Here is a 23,938-nt window from a genome sequence, read left to right on the forward strand (position 1 = left end):
AACAACCCGGACACGCGTGCGGATCCCACGCCCACGGATCACGAGTACCGGTCCGCATACGCGGATGCACGCGCATCGGACGCCCGCACCCGAAGCACACGCGCCCGAATACGGACACGTACCCGTACACGTACGTAGGATCCGCGCGGCCGACCCGCCTCACGCCTGCGCCGCGACCGCCCCCGCCGCGTACTCCCGGTCGAGCAATGCCCGAAACGCCCCGGGGGTGGTGCTCAACTGCCCCCACGTCCCGCGTTGCCGTACCCGCCCCTCGGCCAGCACCACGATCTCGTCCACCGCGTGCAGTCCGGTGAGCCGATGGGTGACCAGCAGTGTGGTCCGCCCCCGGGTCGCGTCCAACAGGTCGGCCGTCAGGGCGTCGGCCGTGGGCAGGTCGAGGTGTTCGGCGGGTTCGTCCAGCAGCAGGATCTCGAAGTCGGCGAGCAGCGCGCGGGCCAGTGCGAGCCGTTGCCGCTGGCCGCCGGACAGCCGTGCGCCGTGCTCGCCGACCATCGTGTCCAGCCCCTGGGGCAGCGTGTCCACCCAGTCCAGCAGCCGAGCCCGGGCCAGCGCCGCGCGCATCGCGTCCTCGTCGCAATCCGGGCGGGCCAGCCGCAGGTTCTCCCGCAGCGAACTGTCGAAGACGTGCGCGTCCTGCGCGCACAACCCGATCACGCGCCGTACGTCGTCACCGGCGAGGTCGGTGATCGGTACGCCGGCCAGCGTCACCGCCCCGGCCGCCGGGTCCAGGAAGCGCAGCAGCACGTTGGCCAGCGTGGTCTTGCCCGACCCGCTCGCCCCCACCACCGCGAGCCGCTTGCCCGGGGTGAGTTCGAGGTCGACGCCGGCCAGCGCGGGCAGGCCGTCCGGGGTCCAGCGCGCGTGCAGGTCGCGCACCAGCAACGGCAGCGGCGCGGCCGGCAGTGCGCGCGGCGCGGCCGGCTCGTGGACCGGCTCGGGCGCGTCGATCACCTCGAACACCCGTGCCGCGGCCCGGCGCGAGCTCTCCAGGTGCCGGCCGGCGGCGGGCAATACGACGGTGGCCTCGAACGCGGCGAGCGGGGTGAGCACCACCAGCGCGAGCAGCACACCGCTCAACCGGTCGGCGTGCACCGCCGCGACGCCCACCAGGGCGGACGCCCATACGGTCGCGCCGGACACGAGCGCGGCCAGGCCGGCCCCGACGCCCGCACCCCGGGCCTGCCCCGCCTCGGTCGCGCGCAGCCGCGCGTCCACCGCGTCCACCTCGGCCAGCCGGGCGGGCGCGCGGCCCGCCGCGATCAGTTCGGGCGTGCCGCGCAGCAGGTCGACCACGGCGCCGGCGAGTTCGCCGCGGACCGCGGCGACCCGGCGTTCGGCCCGCCGGGCGACCCGGCCGGCCAGCCACGGCACCAGCACGCCGGCGGCCAGCAGACCGAGCAGCAACACCGCGCCGGCCTCGGGCAGCACCAGCGCGACGGCGAGCACCGCACCCGCGCCGACCACAGCCGCCACACACGCGGGCAACAACGCGCGCAGGAAGAAGTCCTGGACCGCGTCCACGTCGGCGACCAGCCGGGAGAGCAAGTCACCGCGACGGAAGGCGGGCAGCCCCGCCGGCGCCAGCCGCTCCAGGCGTTCGTACACCCGCACCCGCAACCGGGCCAGGATCCGAAACGCCGCGTCGTGCCCGATCAGCCGCTCGGCATAGCGAAACACCGCGCGGGAGACGCCGAAGGCCCGCACACCGGTGACCGCGACCATCAGCGTGAGTACCGGCGGATGCTCCGACGCGCGCGAGATCAGCCACGCCGACGTGGCCATCAGGGCGACCGAGCTGCCCAGCGCGAGTGCCCCGCACAACACCGCGAGCGCGAGTCGCCCGCGCAACGGCCGGGCCAGCGCGAGCAGTCGGCGGCCGGGCCCGGCCCCGGCGGCTACCGGCGAGTCCGCGAGGGGAGGCTCGAAGGGCTGCTCGACGGCCGGGACGTCATCCGCCGCCCGTGCGGCCTCGACCTCGGCCGGGAGCACCTGCGCCGCGCCGGCCACGTGTGCACCCTCCGAGGCCTGCGCCAGGTCCGCTTCGTGTGCGCCCTCCGGGCCGTGCGCCGCGGCCCCCCCGCTCACGGCGACCACCCGGTCGGCCAACGGCAGCAGCGCCGGCCGATGTGCGACCAGCACGACCGTGCGGCCGACGGCGAGCCGGTGGACCGCCTCGACGATGTCCGCCTCGCTGTCCCCGTCCAGGTTCGAGGTCGGCTCGTCCAGCAGCAGGATCGGCCGATCGGCCAGGAACGCGCGAGCCAGCGCGAGGCGTTGCCGCTGGCCGGCGGACAGGCCCGCGCCGTCCTCGCCGAGCGGCGCGTCCAGGCCGCCCGAGGCCGCCACGAAGTCCGCCGCGCCGGCCGCGACCAACGCGTCGTGTACCTCGGCGTCGCCGGCATCCGGGCGGGCCAGGCGCACGTTGGCGCCGATCGTGCCCGCGAACAGGTAGGGCCGCTGCGGGACCCACGCGATCCGGGCCCGCCACGCGTCGGGGTCCAGCTCGGCCAGGTCCACGCCACCCACGGTCACCCGGCCCCCCGTCGGCCGGGTGAAGCCGAGCAGCACCGCGAGCACGGTGGACTTGCCGCACCCGCTCGGCCCGATCAGCGCGATCGTCTCGCCCGGTCGTACGGTCAGGTCCAGCTCGGCGGGCGCCGCATCGGCCCGCCCCTCGTGCCGCACGGTCAGGCCGGTCAACACCAACTCGGCCGAGCGCGGGTCGGGCACCGGCGCGGTTGCGGCGGGGGCGTCCGGTGTGGTCTCCAGGACCGCGAACACCCGGTCCGCGGCGCTCACTCCCTCGACGCTGGCGTGGTACTCGGCGCCGACCTGACGCAGCGGCAGGTATGCCTCGGGCGCCAGGATCAGCACCACCAGCGCGGTCTCCAGGCTCAGATCGCCGTCGACCAGGCGCAGGCCGACACCGACCGCGACCAGCGCGACCGAGATGGTGGCGAGCAGTTCGAGCGCGAACGAGGACAGGAACGCGATCCGCAGCGTCTTCAGGGTGGCCCGGCGGTAGTCGTCGGTGATCGTGCGGATCGACGTGGCCTGGGCCTTGGCCCGGCCGAACACCTTGAGGGTGGGCAGTCCGGCGACCACGTCCAGGAAGTGCCCGGCCAGGCGGTTCAGCACCGTCCACTGCCGGTCCATGTACTTCTGTGTGGCCATTCCGATCAATGCCATGAACAGCGGGATCAGCGGGAGCGTGACCACGATCGTCACCGCCGAGATCCAGTCGCCGAACACCACACGCGCGAGCACCGCGACCGGCACGGTGACGGACAGGATCAGCTGCGGCAGGTAGCGGGCGAAGTAGCCGTCGAGCGCGTCCACGCCGCGGGTGGCGAGCGTGGTCAGCTCGCCGGAGCGCTCGTTGTTCAGCCACGCCGGGCCGAGCCGGACCACGTGTGCGAGCAGCCGCGAACGTAGTTGCGACTTCACCGCTGCCGAGGTGCGGTGCGCGATCACCTCGGTGAGCCAGGAGATCGCCGAGCGGGCCGCGATCACGCCGGCGAGCAGGCCCAGCTCCGGCCACAGGTCGCCGACCGCGGCCTCCTCCTCGAAGGCCGCCACGATCACCCGGGCGAGCAGGCCCGCCTGGACGAGCACGAGACCCGCGCCCGCCGTGCCCAGCACCACGGTCAGGGCCAGAAAGCCCCGGGTGGCACGGGCGTGGGTCAGCAGGCGCGGGTCTACAGGCTTCACGAGCCGCTCTTTCGTCGGTGCGTCTTCGGTGCGGTCCTACGCGGTTCTCCGATCCGCTACTTGCCGACCAGGTCGGCGGCAGCGGCACCGAAGGCCGGCTTGGTCGGGATGCTCTTGGTGCTGATCCGCTTGCGGAACACCCAGTACGTCCAGGCCTGGTAGCACAGCACGATCGGGGTCATGAAGCCGGCGACCCAGGTCATGATTTCGAGCGTGTACGGCGTCGAGGACGCGTTGTGGATGGTCAGGTTCCACGCCGAGTCCAGGCTGGAGGGCATCACGTTCGGGAACAGCGACAGGAACAGCATCGCCACCGCGGCGATCACTGTCACGCCGGAGAGTGCGAACGCCCAGCCCTCGCGGCCGATCCGGTTCATCGCCAGCGCGGCCACCAGGGCGAGCACCGCGACGATCAGCGCGGCCAGGGTGCGGCCGTTGCCGTGCTGTGCCTGGGTCCAGATCAGGAACGCCGCGGCGAGCACGGCGGTGGCGATGCCGACCTTCCCGGCCAGCGCGTTGGCCCGGGCCCGGATGTCGCCGTTGGTCTTGAGCGCGACGAAGACCGCGCCGTGGAAGGTGAACAGCACCGTGGTGACCACGCCGCCGAGCAGTGCGTACGGGTTGAGCAGGTCGAGCAGGTTGCCGACGTACTCCTTGTTCGCGTCGATCTTCACCCCGCGGGTGATGTTCGCGAACGCGACGCCCCACAGGAACGCGGGCACCAAGGAGCCCCAGAAGATCGCCTGTTCCCAGCCGCGCTTCCAGCGCTCCTCGTCACGTTTGGCCCGGTACTCGAACGCGACCCCGCGCAGGATCAGCGCGACCAGGATCAGCAGCAGCGGCAGGTAGAAGCCACTGAACAAGGTGGCGTACCACTCGGGAAAGGCCGCGAAGGTGGCCCCACCCGCGGTGATCAGCCAGACCTCGTTGCCGTCCCACACCGGGCCGATGGTGTTGATCAGCACCCGGCGCTCGGTCTCGTTCCGGGCCAGCACCTTGGTCAGGATGCCGACGCCGAAGTCGAAGCCCTCGAGGAAGAAGTAGCCGATCCACAGGACGGCGATCAGCAGGAACCAGAATTCGTTGAGTCCCATGACACTCTCCCCTTAGTACGCGAAGGCGAGCGGACGGTCGGCGTCCCCGCCGTCGCCCGACGGATCGTCGGGGTCCTTGCTCACGGGCGGTTTGATCGGCTCGGGACCGGCCTTGACGTAGCGCCGGATCAGGCCCAGTTCGACCACCGCGAGCGCGCCGTACAGCAGCGTGAACACGATCAGCGAGGTCAGCACCTCACCGGTGGACACACTCGGCGACACCCCGGCCTCGGTCTTGAGCACGCCGAACACCAGCCACGGCTGGCGGCCCATCTCGGTGAAGATCCAGCCGAACGAGTTGGCCGCGAACGGGAACGCGATGGTCCACAGGCCGATCCGGTACACCCACGGATTGGTCGGCAGCTCGCGCTTGCGCCGGGTCAGCCACAGGCCGACCAGGCCGATGCCCGCGGTGACCATGCCGACGCCGATCATCAGCCGGAACGACCAGTAGGTGACGAAGATGTTGGGCCGGTAGTCGCCGGGGCCGAACTTGACCACCGACTGCTTCTGGAGGTCGTTGATCCCGGGCAGCTCGGCGTCGAAGTCGTTCTTGGCCAGGAAGGACAGCGCGCCCGGGACCTCTATGGCGACCCTGTTGTGGCCCTTGTTGACGTCGCCGTAGGAGAAGATCGAGAACGGCGCCGGCTTCGAGGTCTCCCACAGCGCCTCGGCCGAGGCCATCTTCATCGGCTGCTGCTCGTACATCAGCTTGCCCTGCATGTCACCGGTGAGTGCGAGGCCCACACCCGCCAGCACCGAGACCCACAGGCCCAGCCGCAGCGACGGGCGGAACACCGCGACCTCGTTGCGCTTGCGCAGGTGCCAGCAGCTGATCCCGATCAGGAAGCCGCCGGCGACCAGGAACGCTGCCGGGAGGATGTGCAGGAACGCGGCGATCGCGGTGTTGTTGGTGAGCACCGCGACGAAGTCGGTCAGCTCGGCGCGGCCGGTCTCCGGGTTGATCCGGTATCCGACCGGGTGCTGCATCCACGAGTTCGCGGCCAGGATGAAGTAGGCCGACAGGATCGTGCCGATCGCGGCGGCCCAGATGGTGGCCAGGTGGATCTTCTTCGGCAGCCGCTCCCAGCCGAAGATCCACAACCCCAGGAAGGTCGACTCCAGGAAGAACGCGACCAGTGCCTCGATGGCGAGCGGGGCGCCGAAGATGTCACCGACGAAGCGCGAGTAGTCGGACCAGTTCATCCCGAACTGGAACTCCTGCACGATGCCGGTGACCAGGCCGAGCGCGAAGTTGATCAGGAAGAGCTTGCCCCAGAACTTGGTGGCCCGGAGGTAGTGCTCCTTGCCGGTGCGCACCCACGCGGTCTGCAGACATGCCACCAGGATGGACAAACCCATTGTGAGCGGGACGAAGAGGAAGTGGTAGACGGTCGTGATGCCGAACTGCCACCGGGCTACGTCGAGTGTTTCGACGGCGAGGTCCATGGGCCCCTCATTCCTCCTGATCGCCGGTCGTGTCTCGCTCGCGAGCGCACGTTTGGTTCACGATGCACACGGCGCTTCCGCGCATCCCACCCGACACTCCGTCGAACAAATCCGGAGGAACCGGGAGGGGCCTGCGGCTTCACCTGGCAAAACTTTGTGAATGGGTTCACAAAGTAGAGCTTGTGCATCCGTTCACAAACTCTAGCGAGCCCTCTCGGGCACCCCTTGAGGGGGGTACCCGAGAGGGCTCGAAGTGGTCCGAACGGACCCAAACGCCGATGGGCGACCACACCCGCGCGCCCGCCGACGACCGGCCGCGCGTTCCCGCCCGGCGGCGACCGCCTACGCCTCCATGAACCGCGCGGCCTGCTCCAGGAAGATCGTGTTGGCCTCGGTCTCGCCGATGGTGATCCGGCAGCCCTCGCCCGCGAACGGCCGTACGGTGACCCCGGCCGCCTCGCACAGCTCGGCGAACTCGTTCGTGCGCTCGCCCAGCCGCAGCCAGACGAAGTTGGCCTGCGAGTCGAAGATCGTCCAGCCCTGGCCGATCAGCGTCTCCAGCACCCGCTCCCGCTCGGCGACCAACGCGTCGACCCGCTCCAGGAGTTCGTTCTCGGCGCCGATCGAGGCGATCGCGGCCACCTGGGCCAACCGGTTCACCGCGAACGGCATCCCGGTCTTGCGCAGCTCGTCGGCGACCGGCTCGTGCGCGATCGCGAAGCCCACCCGCAAACCGGCCAGACCGTACGCCTTCGAGAACGTGCGCAGCACCACCACGTTGGGCCGGTCGCGGTATATGTCCACGCCGTCCGGTACCTGCTCGTCACGGATGAACTCGCGGTACGCCTCGTCCAGCACGACCAGCACGTCGCGCGGAACCCGGTCCAGGAAGCGCTCCAGCTCGGCGCGGTGGATCACCGCGCCGGTCGGGTTGTTCGGGTTGCATACGAGGATCAGCCGGGTCCGCTCGGTGACGGCGGCCGCCATCGCGTCCAGGTCGTGGCTCTCGTCGGCGAGCAGCGGGATCGGCACCGGCGTCGCGCCCGCGAGCAGCACCAGGAGCGGGTACGCCTCGAACGAGCGCCACGCGAACACGACCTCGTCGCCCTCGCCGGCCGTCGCGTTCACCAGTTGCTGCGCCACCGTGACCGAGCCCGCGCCCGCCACGACGTGCGACGCGGGCACCGCGAGCCGCTCGGCGAGCGTCTGCGCCAACTCCGTGTACGCCGGGTCCGGGTAGCGGTTCATCTCGCCGACGGCGTCGGCCACCACCTTGTGCACGCTGGGCAGCGGCGGGTACGGGTTCTCGTTCGAGGAGAGCTTGTACGCGGGTACGCCCTCCGCCGCCACCGGCGGCCGGCCCGCCTTGTAGATGGGCACCTCGGCCAGGACCGGCCGGAACCTCGGAATGCCGCTGTCGTCCGTGCCTGGGGCGTTGTGCTGGGTCACGCCCGTCCTCCTCGCATACTGGTCGGGGTGCCTGGGCGCACGTCCCGGTCGTCTCAACTCTATGGTCCGTCGGCTCGGGGGTGGACGGTCGGGCGGATCACGACCTTCGCCGAACGTTCAGGGGCAGGTATGGGGGGATACGTTTCTTCGTAAAGCAATGACATGAACCCGGCCAGGGCGGCGCATTCGGCCTACTGTCGGGACGATGACAGCGCCAGATGTACCGCGTGTGGGGCGGCGGATCCGGGTGGGCATCCGGGATGTCGCAGCGGCCGCCGGGGTGTCGATCACGACCGTCTCCGACGCACTCAACGGCAAGGGCCGACTGCCCGACACGACGCGGTTGCACGTACGCGAGGTGGCGGACCGACTGGGCTACCGGCCCTCGGCCGCGGCACGCACGCTGCGCACCGGTCGGTCCGGGCTGCTCGGGCTGACCACGACCATGCGCTCGACCGAGCCGTTCGCCCTCACCGAGTTCGCCTGGTTCGCCGAGCTGGTCCGCTCCGCCACCGCCACCGCCCTGGACCTGGGCTACGCGTTGGTGGTGTTGCCCGCCTCCTCACCGCACGACGTGTGGGGCAACGTGGCGCTCGACGGCACGATCGTGGTCGACCCGGTGGACGACGATCCGCTCGTGCACGAGCTGCTGCGTCGGGGTGTGCCGGTGGTCAGTGGCGGTCATCCCGGCTCGACCCCGGTCTACGGCTGGGTGGACAACGATCATGTGGCCGCCGTGCGTTGTGTGCTCGACCATCTCGCCCAGGCCGGCGCCGGCCGGATCGGCCTGCTCGCCGCCTCCGACGGGCCGGGCGCGGGCAAGGGCGTCGCGGGCTACCGGGCGTGGTGCGCGGATCGGGGTGTGCCGCCGATCACCGAGGAGTACGAGGCGCGCACCCCCGGTGCCGGTCGGGCCGCCGCGTCCCGGCTGCTGGACCGGGAGCCGGACGCGGTGTTCGGGCTGCACGAGGGTTGTGCGGCCGAATTGCTCGCCGCCGCCCGGGCGCGCGAGCTGCGGGTGCCCGACGACCTGCTCCTGGCCTGTTGCGGCGAAGGGACCGACCCGTCGGTGACCTCGCTGAGCCTGCAACCGGCGCTGGCCGGTGCGTGGGCGGTGGAACTGCTGGTGGGCGTGATCGAGGACGCCGGGGCGGGGCCGCTGCTGCCCGCACAGCGCACCGTGCCCACCCGGTTGTCGGTGCGCGACTCCACCACCCGACGCTGACCCGCGTGCGCCCGCCCGGCCCGGCCGATCGGGGCCGGGGCCGCCGGGTGGGACCGGCACGGCTGCACGCACAATTGAGCGTGGTCCGTTCCGCCGTGCCCGCACGAGAGATACGGTCCAGGAATCATCCGAATCGGACCGGGTGAGCCGCAGCCGAACCCGGCTGTTGTGCGTCCTGGTTCACAACGGGTGTCGGCATCGCCGCCGTACGGTGGTGCGGATCGTGAAGAAAGGACCCTTCTGGTGAGCAACGTCTCGGCTACACCGGCCCCGATGGGCGCCGCAGCGGAGCAGGACGCCCCGCTGTACGTGGTCGGCGACGTCCACGGTCATCTGGAGGAACTCAAGGCCGCCCTGCGTGCCCGGGGCCTGATCGACGCGGACGCGCACTGGTGCGGCGGCCGGGCCCGGCTGTGGTTCCTGGGCGACTTCACCGATCGTGGTCCGGACGGCATCGGCGTGGTCGAGCTGGCGATGGCGCTGGCCCGCGAGTCGGCCGAGGTCGGCGGCAGCACCCGGATGCTGCTGGGCAACCACGAGATCCTGCTGCTCGGCGTGTTCCGCTTCGGCGACCACCCCGTGCCGGTGGCCGGCGGTTCGACCACCTTCCGGGAGATCTGGCTGCGCAACGGCGGCATGCAGTCCGACCTGGACCGCTTCACCGACGAACAGGCCGGCTGGCTGGCCGCACAGCCGGTCGCGGCCGTGGTCGACGGACACCTGCTGATCCACTCCGACAGCAACGCCTACCTCGAATACGGCGACACCATCGAGGAGGTGGACGGCGCGGTCGCGGACATACTGCGCGAGCCGGAGCCGCTCGCGTGGTGGGACCTGTTCCGCAACCTGACCCGACGCGGCGCCTTCATGGGCGAGGTCGGCCCGTACGCGGCGGCCGACCTGCTCAGCGAGTTGGGCGGCCGACGGATCGTGCACGGCCACACCCCCATCCCGTACCAGACGGGCGAGGACCCCTCGACGATCGTCGAGCCGCGCGTGTACGCGGACGGGCAGGTGGTCAACCTGGATGGTGGGATCTACCTGGGCGGCCCGTGCCTGGTCGCGCGCCTGCCGCTGAGCACCGCCCAACCGAGCGCGCTGCCCAGCGCGTTGGAGGAGACGCAGGGTCGCGAATACGACCTGGGCGATCTCGGCGAAGAGTCGCAGTCGTAGGGAACTCCCTGCCCAAAAGCCGGGGACGCACCTTATCATCATTGGTATCCGCCTCGACACCGTCAGGTGCTTTTGCGGGTCGTTGATCCACCGACAGCTTGCACGGGTCCCCTGACGGGCCCGGCGGACGCGGGATACGCCCGCGCGGCCTCATTCGGGGGATCCGATGCAACACTGGTTTGGAAGTGACGAGCACCGCCGTCAGTACGAGCAGTTCGTCGATGACGCGCTGCACCTGGAGGAGACCCTCTCCGGTCTTGCGGCGGTACCCAACCTGAACGTCGAGCAGTTGCGGACGGCCACGTTGGACGCGACCCCGTCGATCGCGGACGCGGCACGCGACGAGTACGACCGCTACGAACGTACAGAGCAGCGTTTCGAGTCGGGGATCCGTCAGGACTTCGGCGCATCGATGATCGAGGCCGGCGAGAGCTTCGGCTGGTTCGCGCTCGCCACCGCGATGGCGGTGATCGTGGCCGGCATCTCGGCGGTCGTCTTCCTGATCGTGGGCTACGTGCTGTTGCCGCTCACGGTGGACGACTCGTCCATGCAGCACACGATGCAGCTCGCCTCGCTCGCGGCCGTGGGCATCTCGCTCGGGGCCGCGGCGATCGGGGGACTCGCGATGTTGGCGGTGGCCGCGCGCAATCGGGCCCGGCCGACCGGTGAGGTCGAGGTGTACCTGGCACGCGAGGAATGGCGCCGGGCGATCCTGCACCGGGGCATCCTGCCGTTCATGCGCTCGCGCCTGCGTGAGGCATCCGACGAGGGCACCCCCCTCCTCGGCTGACCGACGATCGGCGCCGGCTCTCCCACCCACCGGGGGCGGGAGGGCCGGATCACGCCGTCGGGATCCGGTTGGGCCACACAATGGGCGACATGATCGGCAAACGCGGGAAGGTCACCGGGGGAATCGGACCCGGGCTGGTGGGCGAGGTCATGATCGAGGTGCGCGGTGGGGTGGAGGCGTTCCTCGCGTACTCGGCCTTGCCGGGTGAGGAGCATGCGGTGGGGTCGTTGGTGGTGGTCGTGGAGTACCTGCCGCCGCGCACGGTGTACGTGGCGGGGGCCTTCGGCTGAGGTCGAGCGGGGCGGGCGACGGTGGACGGGGGCCGGCGCGGGACGGGCGGGCCGGTCGACGCGGTCCCGATGCGGGGGCAACCACCCCTGGGGAGCTCCCTCTTGGCGTCCACACCGGTGGCGAGGACACTCCGCAACAGGCCAAAGGGGGAATGCTCCGTGCTCTACACCGTGCTCGCCGTGCTCGGTCTGCTCGTAATCCTGATCGTGGTCTTCAAACTCATGTGGCGCGTCGCCGAGCCCAACGAGGCGCTCGTCATCTCCGGCTCCCGGCACCACACCGAGGGCCTGGGCGAGGGCATGGGATTTCGCATCGTCACCGGGCGCGGCACACTCGTCCTGCCGTTCGTCCAGGCGGTGCGCAAGCTCTCGCTCGATCTGAACGAAGCGGAACTCTCGGTCGAATGTGTCACGACCCAGGGCATCCCGCTGCGGGTGCAGAGCGTGGTGATCTTCAAGATCGGCGACGACTACGTCTCGATCGCCAACGCGGCCCGCCGCTTCCTGGACCAGCAGAAGCAGATGGAGTCCCGGGTCCGCAAGGTGCTGGCCGGTCATCTGCGCTCGATCGTCGGCGGGTTGACCGTCGAGGACATGATCCGCGACCGGGAGAAGCTCACCGCGCATGTGCGCGCGGCGTCCGGGTCGGACATGGAGAAGCTCGGGCTGATCGTGGACAGCCTGCAGATCCAGGAGATCGACGACCCGACCGGCTACATCAAGAACATGGCCGCGCCGCACACCGCGGCGGTGATCCGGGACGCGCGGATCGCCGAGGCACTGGCCACCCGCAAGGCCACCGAGGCCGAGCAGGACGCCAAGGCCCGGATGGCCCAGGCCACCCGGGACAGCGAGATCCAGCAGGCCGGTTACCAGGCCGAGCGGGACGAGGCCACCGCGCGCTCGCGCCAGGCGGGTCCGCTGGCGGATGCCGCCGCCAAGCAGGAGGTGGTGGTCCAGGAGACCAGGGTCGCCGAACTGGAGGCCATGCGGCGCGAGCAGCAGCTCCAGGCGGACGTCCGCAAGCCGGCCGACGCGAAGGCGTACGAGACCCGGACCCGGGCCCAGGCCGAGCGCGACGCGCGGATCTCGGCGGCCGAGGCGAGTGCCCGGGAGACCGAACTGGCCGCGATCGCCGATGCGGAGGCGACCAAGGTGCGCGGGCTGGCCGCCGCCGAGGCCACGCTGGCGACCGGCAAGGCACAGGCCGAGGCGGCCAAGGCCAAGGGCCTCGCCGAGGCGGCCGCGATCGCCGCCCGGGCGGCGGCCCTGGCGGAGAACCAAGAAGCGGTCGTCGCCCAGCAACTCGCGGAGAACTGGCCGGAGATCGTTCGGGCCGGCGCCGAGGCGTTCGGCAACGTGGACCACATGGTCCTGCTCAACGGCGGCGACGGCATGGGCGACCTGTTCGCCAAGGCTCTGACGATGGGCGGTACTGGCCTGGGCATCGCCCGCCAACTGCTCGCGGGCGGCAACGGCAGCGGCGCCAAGCCCACGACGGACGCCGTACCCAAGGAGTCCGTGCGCATCGAGGTGGAGGTCGAGCCGACCCCGGAACCTGAGCTGCTGCTCGTGAAGGACCCGGAGAACTGACCGCGACACCACCTCCGCAGCCGGACCCGCGGACACGGGTCCGGCTGCGGCTTCGGGTGCGGTCGGGACGCGACGCTTTCGGTCAGCCCGCCCGGGGGACGGGCCACGACGGGCCGCCCGGCGCTCCGCACCGCACCGTCCGAGTGCCGTCCGGATCGATGTCGAGGCCGAACGTGTCGAAGGCCGGGCATCCGACGCAGTTCCACCAGGGCGCCTCGTCCGTCAGCTCCAGCAGATTCCAATCCGCCATGGCCGCCCACGTCAATGCCCGCACTTCCCGCACAGCCCCCGGATGCGAAACCCGCTGCCGAACCCACACCGGCTCCCACCCCGGCCCCCGAAGCACCGCCCCCAACCACCGCTCACCCGGGCTGACCCGCCCATCCGCCTCCGACCACGCCTCCGAGACGACGTCTCGTTCTTCTTTCTGCGGCGGCTCCCGCCTGATCACATGCCGCAGACCCGTCCTCTTTGCCTGATGTTGTTCCCATGAGACAAGCCTTGGGCGGACGCTTGTTCTCGGGCGCTACGCCCTGACGCACACTCGCGAGATGGCTCTCTACCTGTCCTGGCTCGCCGAGGCATACACCCACGCCAATGAGCCCGAGCAGGCTGTCGCCGCGGCGGAACGAATGATCGACATCTCCCGAGACATCGCAAGTCAGCGCACGTCGAGCCGAGTTCGAGTGGTCCTGAACCTCCTCCGACCACTCGGGAATGTCCCGGAGGTCAACCGACTGCTGGACACACACGGACACCTGCTCGCGACCTGAAGGCCGAAGAGCACCTTTGCTCCCAGCCGCCCGAAACCGGAGTGTCGGCCCTGACAGCCGACCAACCTTGCGACCGGCTACGCCGGAATGTCGCGGACGTTGCGATGCAGGACATCGGGCAGGATGGCGGCCGCAGTGACGAAGTCGTTGTCGTCGTGCAGCACGATCAGGCCATGATGAGCCGCAGTCGCGCAAACCATCAGGTCAACCGTGGACAGTGCACGAATGGCGCCTCCAGCCTGTGCGAGTTGGAACTGCGCGGACTCGATCCAGCCCCACATGTTCTTCGACAGCGGCACGTCCGGGTATAGGTCGGCGAACATCTCAGCCATCTGCCCGTAGTGCACGAGATTGCGGGCGGAGCGGCGAAACTCGGTGCGCTGAGGGGCACACGACCCGATGACACGCAGATCGACATCCTCGCCCCACGCGTCGTTCAGGGTCGGCTCCCGCAACAGTTGCCACACGGCGGTGGAGTCCACGAGGTACCGGATCACTCCTCGCCCCGCTTCTCGGCATCGTGGAGTTGCTGCCATCCCTCGTAGTCCCACTCCTGGGCGGCCTGTATGTGACGGGCACGCCGGGCGGCCCGCTCGTGGCGGTCGGCGTACTCGCGGAGGGCGGTGTTCACCACTTCCTTTTTGGTCGCGCCACCGGAGACCCGCAGTGCCTTCGCGAGGGCGTCGTCGTCCAGGTCGATTGTCGTAACGCCACACCTGTTTTCGGAGCCAGACCTGCTCGGCGCGGCGCTGGGGTCTGCCGTTCGCTCCTCGGCTCACGGCTCCCCCGGAAGTGGCAACTCGGGTTTGGTCCTTTGGTTGAAGACCGGGAGATCGGGGGCGTCGATGCTGTCCGCATGACATCGGCGCCATCACACACCGCAGCGATAGCGGTCCACGAGCTGACCAAGCGTTACGGGCGGACGACCGTGGTCGACGACCTCTCCTTCACCGTGCGGGCGGGCGTGGTGACCGGGTTCTTCGGCCCCAACGGCGCGGGCAAGACAACCGTGTTGAAGATGATCGTCGGGTTGGCCCGGCCGACCGCCGGTCACGTGTCCTTCCAGGGCGGGCCGGTCCCCTCCGACGCCCGGGCGCTGGGTGTGCACATCGAGCCGTGTGGGGCCCATCCCGGCCGGACCGCCCGCGCCCACCTCCGGGCGTTGGCGCTCCTGGCCGGGCTGCCGGCCACCCGGGTCGACGAGGTGCTGGAGATCGTCGGACTGGAGCAGGCCGCCGGACGGCGGGTCGGCAAGTACTCGTTGGGCATGCGACAACGACTCGGGCTGGCCACCGCGCTGCTCGGTGATCCGGAGATCCTGGTCCTGGACGAACCGGTGAACGGCCTGGACCCCCAGGCCATCCGCCGCCTGCGCACGCTCCTGCGCGAGCGTGCCGCGCACGGCCGCACCACCCTGCTGTCCAGCCACATGCTCGGCGAGGCCGCACAAACGGTCGACGACGTCGTCGTCATCGACCAGGGGCGGCTGGTCCACACCGGCCCGATCGGCGATCTCGAACAGGACGCCCTCTCGGTACGGACCCCCGAACCCGATCGGCTCTCGGCACTGGTGGCCGAAGCCGGCGGACACGTTCGACCCGCAGCCGACGGCGGACTGTGGATCGAGGGACTCCCGGCCGCCGAGATCGCTCGCCTGGCCCTGCGCGAACACATCCCGCTGGAGGAGATCACCTCGCGAACCGCGTCCCTGGAGGACGTGTTCCTCGACCTGACGAAAGGCCGAAGCGCATGAACCGGCTACTGCGAGGCGAGTTGCTCAAGACCCGCACCACCCGCTCGATCCACGCCTTCGTCGCCGGCGGAGTCGCATACACCGTGCTCAATGTGGTGATCGTCGCCGTCGCATCGGGCCGCCTGGACGAGGTGGGCGAGAAGGAGGAGGCCCTGTCCGGGCTACCGGTCCTGCTGATGTTGTGGGGCATCGTCGGCGCGGCCGGCGAGTACCGCCACCGCACCGCCGCACCGGCCGCACTGGTGGCCCGGCGCGACCGCGGCGCACTCCTGCTCGCCAGGATCGGCGCCTACGCGGTAACCGGCCTGCTGATCGGCGCGCTGCTGGTCGCCGTCTCGGTCGGGCTCGGCCTGCCGCTGCTCGCCGACCACCCGGGAGCCGACCTCACCCCCGGCGAGGTCACCTCGGTCGCCGCGAGCAATCTGACGGCCTTCGTGCTCTCTGCGATCATGGGTGCCGCCGTCGGCGCGATGGTGCGCAGTCCGGTCGTGGGGGTGGTCGTGGTGTTGCTGGTGAACTTCGCGGTGCTTCCACTGGTCGCCGGCGTCGCCGAATCCACGGCCAACTACACGCCGTTCGGGGCCGCCGAGGTGCTGGTCCGCTCGACGCACAACACGACGTTGTCGCCGGGTGCCGCCGCGGTGGTGCTGAGCGCCTGGGCGATCGTGCTGGTCGTCGCCGCCGTCGCCGGCGAACGTCGGCGTGACCTGGCGTGAACGCGATAGCCCGATCCGCACGAGCGGCGCGCCAATGGATCCGGGCGCGCCGCTCCGCGGTACTGGACGCCGTCGTCGCGGTGGTGGCCACCATCGTCGAACTCAGTCTGACCTTCAACGACGCGACACCCGTTCGGCCGCACCTCGTCGTACTCGTCGTGTGCACCGGTGCCCTCCTGCTCGCCCGACGGCGCGCGACGCTCACCGTGCTGCCGGCCGTCTGCGCGGTCGAGGCGCTGCTCGTGGCCACCGGCGGCAATCCCGGTGGGGCACCGGCGTTGGTGGCCCTGTTCACCGTCGCCGAACTGCGCGAGCGACGAGTGTCGGTGGCCGCCCTCGTGCCGACGGCGCTGTTCCTGATGGTGGCGGACATCGTCTCGTTCCCCGTCACCATCGGCGCGTGGGCTGTGGGCACCTACGCACAGACCCGGCGCCGCTACACCGCGGCCCTGGAGGAACGCGCGGCCCACCTGGAGCGCGAGCGCGAACAACTCTCGGTGATCGCAGCCCAGCGCGAGCGCGCCGCGATCGCCCGCGAACTGCACGACATCATCGCCCACTCGGTCACCGTGACGCTCGTGGGCGTACGCGGCGCGCGACGTGCTGCGCACCGCGCCCGACGTGGCCGACGACACGCTGGAGCGGGTCGAGACCAACGCCGAGCAGAGCCTGGTCGAGTTGCGCCGGATGTTGCTGCTGCTGCGTGAGCCGGACCAGGGGGTCCGAATGCGCCCGCAGCCCTCGCTGGCCCAACTGCCCACGCTGGTCGCCTCGTACGGCGAGGCCGGGCTGCCGGCGCGCCTTGAGGTCACCGGCGCGTCCCGACCGCTAGCCGGGGGCGTCGAGTTGTCGGTGTACCGCATCGTCGAGGAGGCGCTGACCAACGTGCTCAAGCACGCCCGACCCGCCCACGTCGCGGTGACCCTCGACTTCGGCCGTACACACCTGCACGTCGCGGTCGTCAACGACGGCGAGCAGGTGCCCGAACCCTCCTCGGGTGGACACGGTATCGCCGGCATGCGCGAGCGGATCGGCCTCCTCGGCGGCGAACTGGAGGCCCACCCCGGCCCGGACGGCGGATTCCGGGTCTCGGCCCGGCTTCCCCTGGGAGATGCGACATGAGCGCCCGGAGCATCCGCCTGCTGATCGTCGACGACCAGGAGCTGATCCGAACCGGCCTGCGCCTGTTCCTCCAGACCCAGGACGACCTGGTCGTCGTCGGCGAGGCCGAGGACGGCGACGAGGCGATCGAACTGGCCGCCGCCCTGCGCCCGGACGTGATCCTCATGGACATCCGGATGCCACGCGTGGACGGCGTCGAGGCCACCGCCCGATTGCACGCCGAGGGCATCTCGCCGCCCCCGCGCGTACTCATCCTCACCACCTTCGATCTGGACGAGTACGTCTTCGGCGCGTTGCGGGCGGGCGCTGCGGGATTCCTGCTCAAGGACGCCTCCCGAGCCCGGCTGCTGGAGGCGATCCATGTCATCCACGACGGCGAGGCGTTGCTCTCGCCCTCGATCACCCGGCGCCTCATCGAGAACTTCGCCGCCCGTACCGAACCGCTCCGGTCGCCGCCGCGCTCCTGGCAGCCCTGACCCCGCGCGAACGAGAGGCCCTGCTGCTGGTCGCCCGCGGCCTCTCCAACAGCGAGATCGCCGCCCACCTGGTGGTCACCGAGGCGACCGTGAAGAGCCACGTGGGCAGCATGTTCGCCAAACTGGGCCTGCGCGATCGGGCACAGGCGGTGGTGTTCGCCTACGAGCACGGCGTCATCGTCGCCGGCGAGGGCGGCCCGCCCGGACCGGCCTGACGACGTCCCGGGAACCACCGTGCCCCCGAGACGTCGTCCGGCACGCGAAGGTCAGTCGGCCAGCGGCAGATAAACCCGGTTGCCCGCGGCCGCGAACTCCGCCGACTTGGCCCGCATCCCGGCCTCGGCATCCACCTCGGTCGTCCCGACGGCAGCCCCGGCCCCGTCGCCGTGCTCGGCACGGATGCCGTGCGAAATCCGCATCGAACAAAACTTCGGCCCACACATCGAGCAGAAGTGGGCCGTCTTGGCCGGCTCCGCCGGAAGCGTGGCGTCGTGGTAGGCCCGCGCGGTGTCCGGGTCCATCGCCAGGTCGAACTGATCCTGCCAACGGAACTCGAAGCGGGCATCGGAGAGCGCGTCGTCCCACGCCTGCGCACCCGGGTGGCCCTTGGCGAGGTCCGCCGCGTGGGCCGCGATCCGGTAGGCGATCACGCCCGCCTTGACGTCGTCCCGGTCGGGCAGGCCCAGATGCTCCTTCGGCGTCACGTAGCACAGCATCGCGGTGCCCCACATGCCGATCATCGCCGCGCCGATCGCCGACGTGATGTGGTCGTATCCGGGGGCGACGTCCGTGGTCAACGGGCCGAGCGTATAGAACGGCGCCTCGTCGCAGATGCGTTGCTGGAGGTCGACGTTCTCCTTGATCTTGTGCATGGGCACATGGCCCGGGCCCTCGATCATCACCTGCACGTCCATCGACCGGGAGATCCGGCCCAGTTCGCCCAGCGTCTCCAACTCGGCGAACTGCGCCGCGTCGTTGGCGTCCGCGATGGATCCCGGACGCAGCCCGTCGCCGAGCGAGTAGGTCACGTCGTACGCGCGCAGGATCTCGGTCAGTTCGGCGAAGTGCGTGTAGAGGAAGTTCTCTTGATGGTGGGCCAGGCACCACGCCGCCATGATCGAGCCGCCCCGCGAGACGATCCCGGTCTTGCGCCGCGCGGTCAGCGGCACGTAGCGCAGCAACACGCCGGCATGCACCGTCATGTAGTCCACGCCCTGCTCGCACTGCTCGATCACGGTGTCCCGGTACAGCTCCCAGGTGAGTTCCTCGGGCTTGCCGTTCACCTTCTCCAGCGCCTGGTAGAGCGGCACCGTACCGATCGGGACCGGCGAGTTGCGCACGATCCACTCGCGTGTGGTGTGGATGTCCTTGCCGGTGGACAGGTCCATCACGGTGTCCGCACCCCACCGGATCGCCCACACCAGCTTGTCGGTCTCCTCCTCGATCGAGGAGGTCACCGCCGAGTTGCCGATGTTCGCGTTGACCTTGACCAGGAAGTTCTTGCCGATCACCATCGGCTCGATCTCGGGGTGGTTGATGTTCGCGGGCAACACCGCACGACCGGCGGCAATCTCGTCCCGGACCAGCTCGGGCGCCAAGCCCTCGCGGATCGCCACGAACTCCATCTCCGGGGTGACCAGCCCGCGTCGCGCGTAGGCGAGTTGGGTCACCGCCTCGGAACCGGACGCGCGCCTGGGTCGGGCCCCGGCACCCGGCACCGCGAATCCGGCCGGCGTCAGCGCGCCGATCCGGCCGTCGTAGCGGGCGGTGTCGCCGCGCTCCTCGATCCAGGCCTCCCGCAGCGCGGGCAGGCCGCGCCGCACATCCACCTCGAAGGCGGGGTCGGTGTACGGGCCCGAGGTGTCGTACAGGCGAACCGTCTCGCCGTTGGTCAGATGCACCGTGCGTACCGGAACGCGCAGGTCCTCGCGCGATCCGGCGACATAGCCGCGGTGGTGGGCGGGGGCAATCGGTCCGCTGGTGACCGTCCGTGCGGCGGCCGGGTCGGCCGTCGGGGCAGCGGGCAGCGAAGTGTTTTGCGAGGTCATGGAAAGGCTCCCTACGCCGGCATTACCCGGTCAGGTTCTGCGGTCGGCGCGGCCTCAGCGCCCTCTCAGCCCGGTGCCCCGAGCTCCCGTGTATCTCCGCGTGGTGCGCCCCCCACCCTGGCACACCGACCGCCGCACGACCAGCACCGGTTCAGCCGAGCGGGTCGCGCGGCCCGCGGCCGACCACCGCGGTGCGCGCGAGCACGACCATCCCGATCGTGACGCACAGCCCGACGACGCCTTTGACGATGAGCATCAGGAAGGCCGAGAACAGCCAGATCAGCAACCAGCACAGCAGGACCAGCACGAGCACCGGTCCGCCGATGCGTGCCCAGCGCGGCCATGTCTCCATCGTCCAACCCCCAGTCACGCGAACCCGCGAGACGTGCACACCCGGGAAGCACATTCCCCGGGAGGACACGCCGTACCCGGGTGGACCGGTTCCGGTCCGTCCGGGAACGATCCGGTCCGCCCGGACCCGCTCAGACCGGCCAGCGCTCGCCGCGCCACGCGGCGTCCCAGAACATCCACTCGTAGCGCGCCGTCGTGGTGAAGTGCTCAATCATCCGAGCCCGTTCGGTCGCCGAGAGGTCCTCGCCGATCCGGTCCACCAGGTCGAGCACCGCGCGCACCGTCGCCTGGAACTCCTCGGCGCCGTAGGTGGCGATCCAGCGCCCGTACAGCTCGTCGGGCGAGCCCTTGGCCAGCAGTGCGTCGCCCACTCGGGCGTAGATCCAGTAGCAGGGCAGCACCGCCGCCACACCCTCGGCGAACGAGCCGTTGTGCACCGTGGCGAGCAGATAGCTGACGTACGCCCGAGTGCTCGGCAACACCGGCTCGGTCGCGGTGGCGTCGGCCACCGAGCTGCCGAAGTCGACCATGAAGCCCTCGTGCAGCGAACGCTCGGCGGCGATCGCGCCGGCCGCGTCGCCCGCGAACTGCACGGTCGTTGCCTCGTCCGGCGCCTTGGCCGCACACACCGCCAGCGCCTTCGCGTAGTCGCGTAGGTAGTGCGAGTCCTGCACGACATAGTGCCGGAACGCCTCGCGCGGCAACGTGCCGTCGGTCAGTCCGTGGATGAACGGGTGGTCGAGGATCGCCGCGTAGACGTCCTCGATGGCAGCCCAGAGTTCGTCGCGCAGCGTCATCGGATGTACTCCCCGTCGTCGGATCCCGAGATCCGATCGCTGGATCCCCAGGTGCGATTGTCGTACATGCGTGCGGGCCGCCCACAGGTGTGCCCACCGCCGGCCGCCCCTCGCGCCCGGCCCTCGCCCTCAGCCCTCCGGTGGCGAGAAGAACACCAGGACCCGCAGCGCTTCGGTGATCCGGTGGAAGCGGTGTGGCACCTGCGCCGGTACGTACACGATGCTGCCGCGCGCCACGGCCGTGGACTCGTCGCCGACGGTGAGCGTGGCCCGGCCGCTGATCACCACATACGCCTCGTCCTGGTTGTGCGGCTTCTGGGTGTCGCTCTCGCCCGGCTCAAGCGCGTACAGGCCCATCGAGAAGTTCCGTTCGCTGAGAAATTTCAGGTACGCACCCTGCTCGAACGCGCGCTCCGCGTCCAGATCATCGAGCCGAAAGACCTTCATGTGACCAACTCCTTACCGACACGTGCACACTTTCTGCCGGGGCTCAAGCGGGAGGGTCCCGCCGGATGCCAGCATCAAGACATGAAAAGCCTGATCATCAAACTGGTTGCCAACGCCCTGGCCATCTGGTTCGCCAGCTGGTTCGTGTCCGGAATCGATCTCGCCGACGGTGCCTCGGCCGGCAGCAAGGCCAAGACGATAATTTTCGTGGCCCTCATCTTCGGGGTCGTCAACGCCATCATCAAGCCGGTGGTGAAGCTGTTCTCGCTGCCACTCTTCGTGCTGACCCTGGGCCTGATCACGTTCGTGATCAACGCGCTGATGTTGTGGCTGACCGAGGCCATCTCCAACAAGCTGGATCTGGACTTCCACATCGACGGCTTCTGGCCCGCCCTGCTCGGCGCCCTGGTCATCGGTCTGGTCAGCTGGTTCCTGAGCATGATCCTGGACCGCGACTGACGGCCGGGCATGGCGATGGGCCCGGACGAGGTTTCACGTGAAACAGGCAGTGAAGGAGTCGAGATTTGTCCACCGCATGGAGCGACGGGACTCGGGCGGTCCGGGCCGGCAGTCCGGGCCGCGCGCCGGGTGACCCCTTCCTGCCCGGACCGGTGTTCGCCGGCACGTACCACATGCCGGGCGAGGTGAACGGGCCCTACCAATACGGGCGCTACGCGAACCCGACCTGGGTCGGCCTGGAGGAGGCGGTCGGCGCGCTGGAGGGGGCCGCCGACACCGTCACGTTCGCGTCCGGGATGGCCGCCGTCTCGGCCGTCCTGCTCGCACTCACCGAGCCGGGCGATGTGGTCGTACTGCCGTCCGACGGCTACCCGGCCACCCGCGCGGTCGGTGAGCACCTCGCCGCGCGCGGGATCACCGTACGGCTGGTGCCGACCACCGGCGCCGAGATCGAAGCGGCCCTGGTCGGCGCCCGCCTGGTGTGGTTGGAGACCCCGAGCAACCCGGGCCTGGACGTGTGCGACATCGAGCGGATCGCGGCGCTCGCCCACGCGCAGGGTGCCCTGGTGGCCGTCGACAACACCCTGGCCACTCCGCTGGGCCAGCTCCCGCTCGCGCTCGGCGCCGACATCTCGGCGGCGAGCGGCACCAAGGCGCTGACCGGGCACAGCGACGTGCTGCTCGGCTACGTCGCCTGCGCAAGCGCCGAACTCGCCGCCCGGGTGCGTTCCTGGCGCTCGCTCACCGGTGCCGTGCCCGGGCCGATGGAGGCATGGTTGGCGCATCGTTCGCTGTCCACCCTCCAGTTGCGGGTGGACCGACAGGCGGTCAACGCACTGGCCGTCGCCCGGGCACTGAGCGAACGCTCCGGCGTCGCGGACGTGCGCCACCCCGCACTCGCGGGCGATCCGGCCTACGATGTGGCCACCCGTCGGATGCGGCGGTTCGGCTGCGTCGTGGGCTTCACGCTCGCCGACGCGGACACCGCTCGTCGGTTCCTGAGCGCGCTCGAACTGGTCTTCGACGCCACCAGCTTCGGCGGTGTGCACAGCATGGCCGAACGACGCGCACGCTGGGCCGGCAACGATGTGCCCGAGGGATTCGTCAGGTTCTCGGCCGGATGCGAGGACACCGCGGATCTCGTCGCGGACATCCTGCGCGCCCTGGACCTCGCCTCCCCGGGCTGACCTGGCACTTCGGGCAAGATCACGTGATGTCCCCGACTCTCGGGAGTGGTCGGGGGACACGAGACGGGGGACCCGTGGACCTGACGCTGTTGCGCACTTTCCTGGCCGTACACCGCGCGGGTTCGTTCACCCGGGCCTCTGCATCGCTCGGGCTCTCACAGCCGGCGATAACCGCGCAGATGCGCACCCTGGAGAAGCAGGTCGGCAAGCAGTTGTTCGAGCGGCTGCCGCGCGGTGTGGCACCCACCGGACCCGCCGACGAACTCGCCCGCCGACTCGCACCACACCTGGACGCGATCGAGGAGATCGCGGCCCGCGAGGTGCGCGGCGTGGACTCGCTGCGGCGCACCGTGCACCTGGGCGGCCCGACCGAACTGACCGCGCTGCGCGTGCTGCCGTCGCTGTCCGACCTGGTCCGGCGCGGCCTGCGGTTACGGGTGACGCTGGGCCCCGGCGACGTTCTGCTCGCGGGCCTGGCGGCGGCCCGGCACGACCTGGTGATCTCGGATGTGCGCCCGCGCACCCGCGGGATAGTGGGCACACCGCTCACCGACGAGGAGTACGTCCTGATCGGCGCGCCGCACTGGGCCGCACGGCTGCCGCAGAGCCGGATCCTGGCCCAGGGTCCGGCCGCGCTGGAGGGGGTGCCGCTGGTCGGCGAGGCCGAAGAGCAGCCGCTGATCCGGCGCTACTGGTCGACCGTGTTCGACACCAAGCCCACGGCCCCGGCCGCGGTGACGGTGCCCGACCTGCGTGCCGTGTTGGAGTGCGTACGCTCCGGGCACGGCATCGCGGTGCTGCCGCGCTACCTGTGCGCCGAGGCGCTGGACCGGCGCGCGGTGGTCGCCCTCCTGGAGCCCGAACTGCCGCCGCTGCACACGGTGTTCCTGGCGGTGCGAGAGGGCACTTTGAGCCAACCGCACATCGCGCATCTGCACGGCGAGCTGATCGCGCGCGCCGCGCGCTGGGCGTGATCCCGAACGTGGCGCCGCGCAGGCATAAACCACCCGTCCG

23 protein-coding genes, 2 pseudogenes and 1 riboswitch are annotated in these 23,938 nt (G+C 70.6%); of the genes and pseudogenes, 14 read left to right on the top strand and 11 right to left on the bottom strand.

Going from position 1 to position 23,938, the window contains the following annotated elements; all coding sequences use genetic code 11:
- Window positions 1–159: 159 nt before the first annotated feature.
- The 4 genes from cydD to hisC form a co-directional block, all read right to left on the bottom strand.
- Window positions 160–3,732, bottom strand: coding sequence for a thiol reductant ABC exporter subunit CydD (gene cydD / locus ABZS54_RS04905; protein WP_355531119.1), 3,573 nt, complete (start codon window positions 3,730–3,732; stop codon window positions 160–162).
- Window positions 3,733–3,788: 56 nt separating this feature from the next.
- Window positions 3,789–4,826, bottom strand: a complete 1,038-nt coding sequence (cydB, locus tag ABZS54_RS04910; RefSeq protein ID WP_355531121.1) for a cytochrome d ubiquinol oxidase subunit II — start codon at window positions 4,824–4,826, stop codon at window positions 3,789–3,791.
- 12 nt (window positions 4,827–4,838) lie between these two features.
- Entirely contained in the window at window positions 4,839–6,275 is a 1,437-nt protein-coding gene (locus ABZS54_RS04915; RefSeq protein WP_355531123.1) for a cytochrome ubiquinol oxidase subunit I, read from the bottom strand.
- A gap of 342 nt (window positions 6,276–6,617) precedes the next feature.
- Window positions 6,618–7,685 (bottom strand): histidinol-phosphate transaminase, encoded by a 1,068-nt coding sequence (gene hisC, locus ABZS54_RS04920; protein ID WP_355531259.1) that lies wholly within the window; start codon window positions 7,683–7,685, stop codon window positions 6,618–6,620.
- Window positions 7,686–7,929: 244 nt separating this feature from the next.
- Here hisC and ABZS54_RS04925 point away from each other — a divergent pair, with 244 nt between their 5' ends.
- From ABZS54_RS04925 to ABZS54_RS04945, 5 genes are all read left to right on the top strand, one after another.
- Complete coding sequence (locus ABZS54_RS04925; protein ID WP_355531125.1) at window positions 7,930–8,949, top strand: LacI family DNA-binding transcriptional regulator; 1,020 nt, start codon at window positions 7,930–7,932, stop codon at window positions 8,947–8,949.
- A gap of 243 nt (window positions 8,950–9,192) precedes the next feature.
- Entirely contained in the window at window positions 9,193–10,122 is a 930-nt protein-coding gene (locus tag ABZS54_RS04930) for a metallophosphoesterase family protein (protein WP_355531126.1), read from the top strand.
- A 166-nt stretch (window positions 10,123–10,288) separates the two neighbouring features.
- Window positions 10,289–10,912, top strand: coding sequence for a hypothetical protein (locus ABZS54_RS04935; RefSeq protein WP_355531128.1), 624 nt, complete (start codon window positions 10,289–10,291; stop codon window positions 10,910–10,912).
- Between the two features lie 80 nt (window positions 10,913–10,992).
- Window positions 10,993–11,202, top strand: a complete 210-nt coding sequence (locus ABZS54_RS04940) for a hypothetical protein (protein ID WP_355531261.1) — start codon at window positions 10,993–10,995, stop codon at window positions 11,200–11,202.
- A gap of 159 nt (window positions 11,203–11,361) precedes the next feature.
- Window positions 11,362–12,795 (top strand): SPFH domain-containing protein, encoded by a 1,434-nt coding sequence (locus ABZS54_RS04945; protein WP_355531130.1) that lies wholly within the window; start codon window positions 11,362–11,364, stop codon window positions 12,793–12,795.
- Between the two features lie 82 nt (window positions 12,796–12,877).
- Here the strand turns inward: ABZS54_RS04945 and ABZS54_RS04950 are convergent, their stop codons facing one another.
- Entirely contained in the window at window positions 12,878–13,045 is a 168-nt protein-coding gene (locus ABZS54_RS04950; protein ID WP_355531132.1) for a hypothetical protein, read from the bottom strand.
- Between the two features lie 301 nt (window positions 13,046–13,346).
- On the opposite strand from ABZS54_RS04950, the gene ABZS54_RS04955 reads away from it, so the two are divergent.
- Complete coding sequence (locus ABZS54_RS04955) at window positions 13,347–13,568, top strand: hypothetical protein (protein ID WP_355531134.1); 222 nt, start codon at window positions 13,347–13,349, stop codon at window positions 13,566–13,568.
- 77 nt (window positions 13,569–13,645) lie between these two features.
- Here ABZS54_RS04955 and ABZS54_RS04960 read toward each other — a convergent pair whose 3' ends face one another.
- Together ABZS54_RS04960 and ABZS54_RS04965 are read right to left on the bottom strand one after the other, a co-directional pair.
- Window positions 13,646–14,065: a PIN domain-containing protein gene (locus tag ABZS54_RS04960; RefSeq protein WP_355531136.1), complete on the bottom strand. Its 420-nt coding sequence runs from the start codon at window positions 14,063–14,065 to the stop codon at window positions 13,646–13,648.
- Window positions 14,062–14,268: a type II toxin-antitoxin system VapB family antitoxin gene (locus ABZS54_RS04965; RefSeq protein ID WP_355531263.1), complete on the bottom strand. Its 207-nt coding sequence runs from the start codon at window positions 14,266–14,268 to the stop codon at window positions 14,062–14,064. Before ABZS54_RS04965 ends, ABZS54_RS04960 begins: the two co-directional genes overlap by 4 nt.
- Window positions 14,269–14,424: 156 nt before the next feature.
- Here ABZS54_RS04965 and ABZS54_RS04970 point away from each other — a divergent pair, with 156 nt between their 5' ends.
- From ABZS54_RS04970 to ABZS54_RS04990, 5 genes and pseudogenes are all read left to right on the top strand, one after another.
- Window positions 14,425–15,321: an ATP-binding cassette domain-containing protein gene (locus tag ABZS54_RS04970; protein ID WP_355531138.1), complete on the top strand. Its 897-nt coding sequence runs from the start codon at window positions 14,425–14,427 to the stop codon at window positions 15,319–15,321.
- Complete coding sequence (locus ABZS54_RS04975) at window positions 15,318–16,037, top strand: ABC transporter permease (RefSeq protein WP_355531140.1); 720 nt, start codon at window positions 15,318–15,320, stop codon at window positions 16,035–16,037. Before ABZS54_RS04970 ends, ABZS54_RS04975 begins: the two co-directional genes overlap by 4 nt.
- Before the next feature lie 359 nt (window positions 16,038–16,396).
- Window positions 16,397–16,691, top strand: a pseudogene (locus ABZS54_RS04980) (histidine kinase); the annotation flags it as partial.
- 72 nt (window positions 16,692–16,763) lie between these two features.
- Window positions 16,764–17,159, top strand: coding sequence for an ATP-binding protein (locus tag ABZS54_RS04985; RefSeq protein WP_355531265.1), 396 nt, complete (start codon window positions 16,764–16,766; stop codon window positions 17,157–17,159).
- A pseudogene (locus tag ABZS54_RS04990) lies at window positions 17,156–17,850 on the top strand (response regulator transcription factor). Before ABZS54_RS04985 ends, ABZS54_RS04990 begins: the two are co-directional and overlap by 4 nt.
- A gap of 51 nt (window positions 17,851–17,901) precedes the next feature.
- On the opposite strand, the gene thiC reads toward ABZS54_RS04990, so the two are convergent.
- The 4 genes from thiC to ABZS54_RS05010 all read right to left on the bottom strand — a co-directional run bounded on the left by thiC (window position 17,902) and on the right by ABZS54_RS05010 (window position 21,278).
- Window positions 17,902–19,683: a phosphomethylpyrimidine synthase ThiC gene (thiC, locus tag ABZS54_RS04995; RefSeq protein WP_355531142.1), complete on the bottom strand. Its 1,782-nt coding sequence runs from the start codon at window positions 19,681–19,683 to the stop codon at window positions 17,902–17,904.
- Window positions 19,675–19,783, bottom strand: a riboswitch (TPP riboswitch). (Overlaps the previous gene by 9 nt.)
- Before the next feature lie 51 nt (window positions 19,784–19,834).
- Window positions 19,835–20,035 (bottom strand): hypothetical protein, encoded by a 201-nt coding sequence (locus ABZS54_RS05000; protein WP_355531144.1) that lies wholly within the window; start codon window positions 20,033–20,035, stop codon window positions 19,835–19,837.
- A gap of 130 nt (window positions 20,036–20,165) precedes the next feature.
- A complete protein-coding gene (tenA, locus tag ABZS54_RS05005; protein WP_355531146.1) occupies window positions 20,166–20,831 on the bottom strand; it encodes a thiaminase II in 666 nt (221 codons plus the stop codon).
- Window positions 20,832–20,960: 129 nt separating this feature from the next.
- Window positions 20,961–21,278, bottom strand: coding sequence for a cupin domain-containing protein (locus tag ABZS54_RS05010; RefSeq protein ID WP_355531148.1), 318 nt, complete (start codon window positions 21,276–21,278; stop codon window positions 20,961–20,963).
- An 81-nt stretch (window positions 21,279–21,359) separates the two neighbouring features.
- Between ABZS54_RS05010 and ABZS54_RS05015 the strand changes: the two genes are divergently transcribed.
- The 3 genes from ABZS54_RS05015 (at window position 21,360) to ABZS54_RS05025 (ending at window position 23,898) form a co-directional block, all read left to right on the top strand.
- Window positions 21,360–21,737, top strand: a complete 378-nt coding sequence (locus ABZS54_RS05015; protein ID WP_355531150.1) for a phage holin family protein — start codon at window positions 21,360–21,362, stop codon at window positions 21,735–21,737.
- A gap of 65 nt (window positions 21,738–21,802) precedes the next feature.
- Entirely contained in the window at window positions 21,803–22,924 is a 1,122-nt protein-coding gene (locus ABZS54_RS05020) for a cystathionine gamma-lyase (protein ID WP_355531152.1), read from the top strand.
- A 74-nt stretch (window positions 22,925–22,998) separates the two neighbouring features.
- Window positions 22,999–23,898, top strand: coding sequence for a LysR family transcriptional regulator (locus ABZS54_RS05025; RefSeq protein ID WP_355531154.1), 900 nt, complete (start codon window positions 22,999–23,001; stop codon window positions 23,896–23,898).
- Window positions 23,899–23,938: the final 40 nt, after the last annotated feature.

The organism is Embleya sp. NPDC005575, from assembly GCF_040605455.1.
Classification (GTDB): Bacteria; Actinomycetota; Actinomycetes; order Streptomycetales; family Streptomycetaceae; genus Embleya.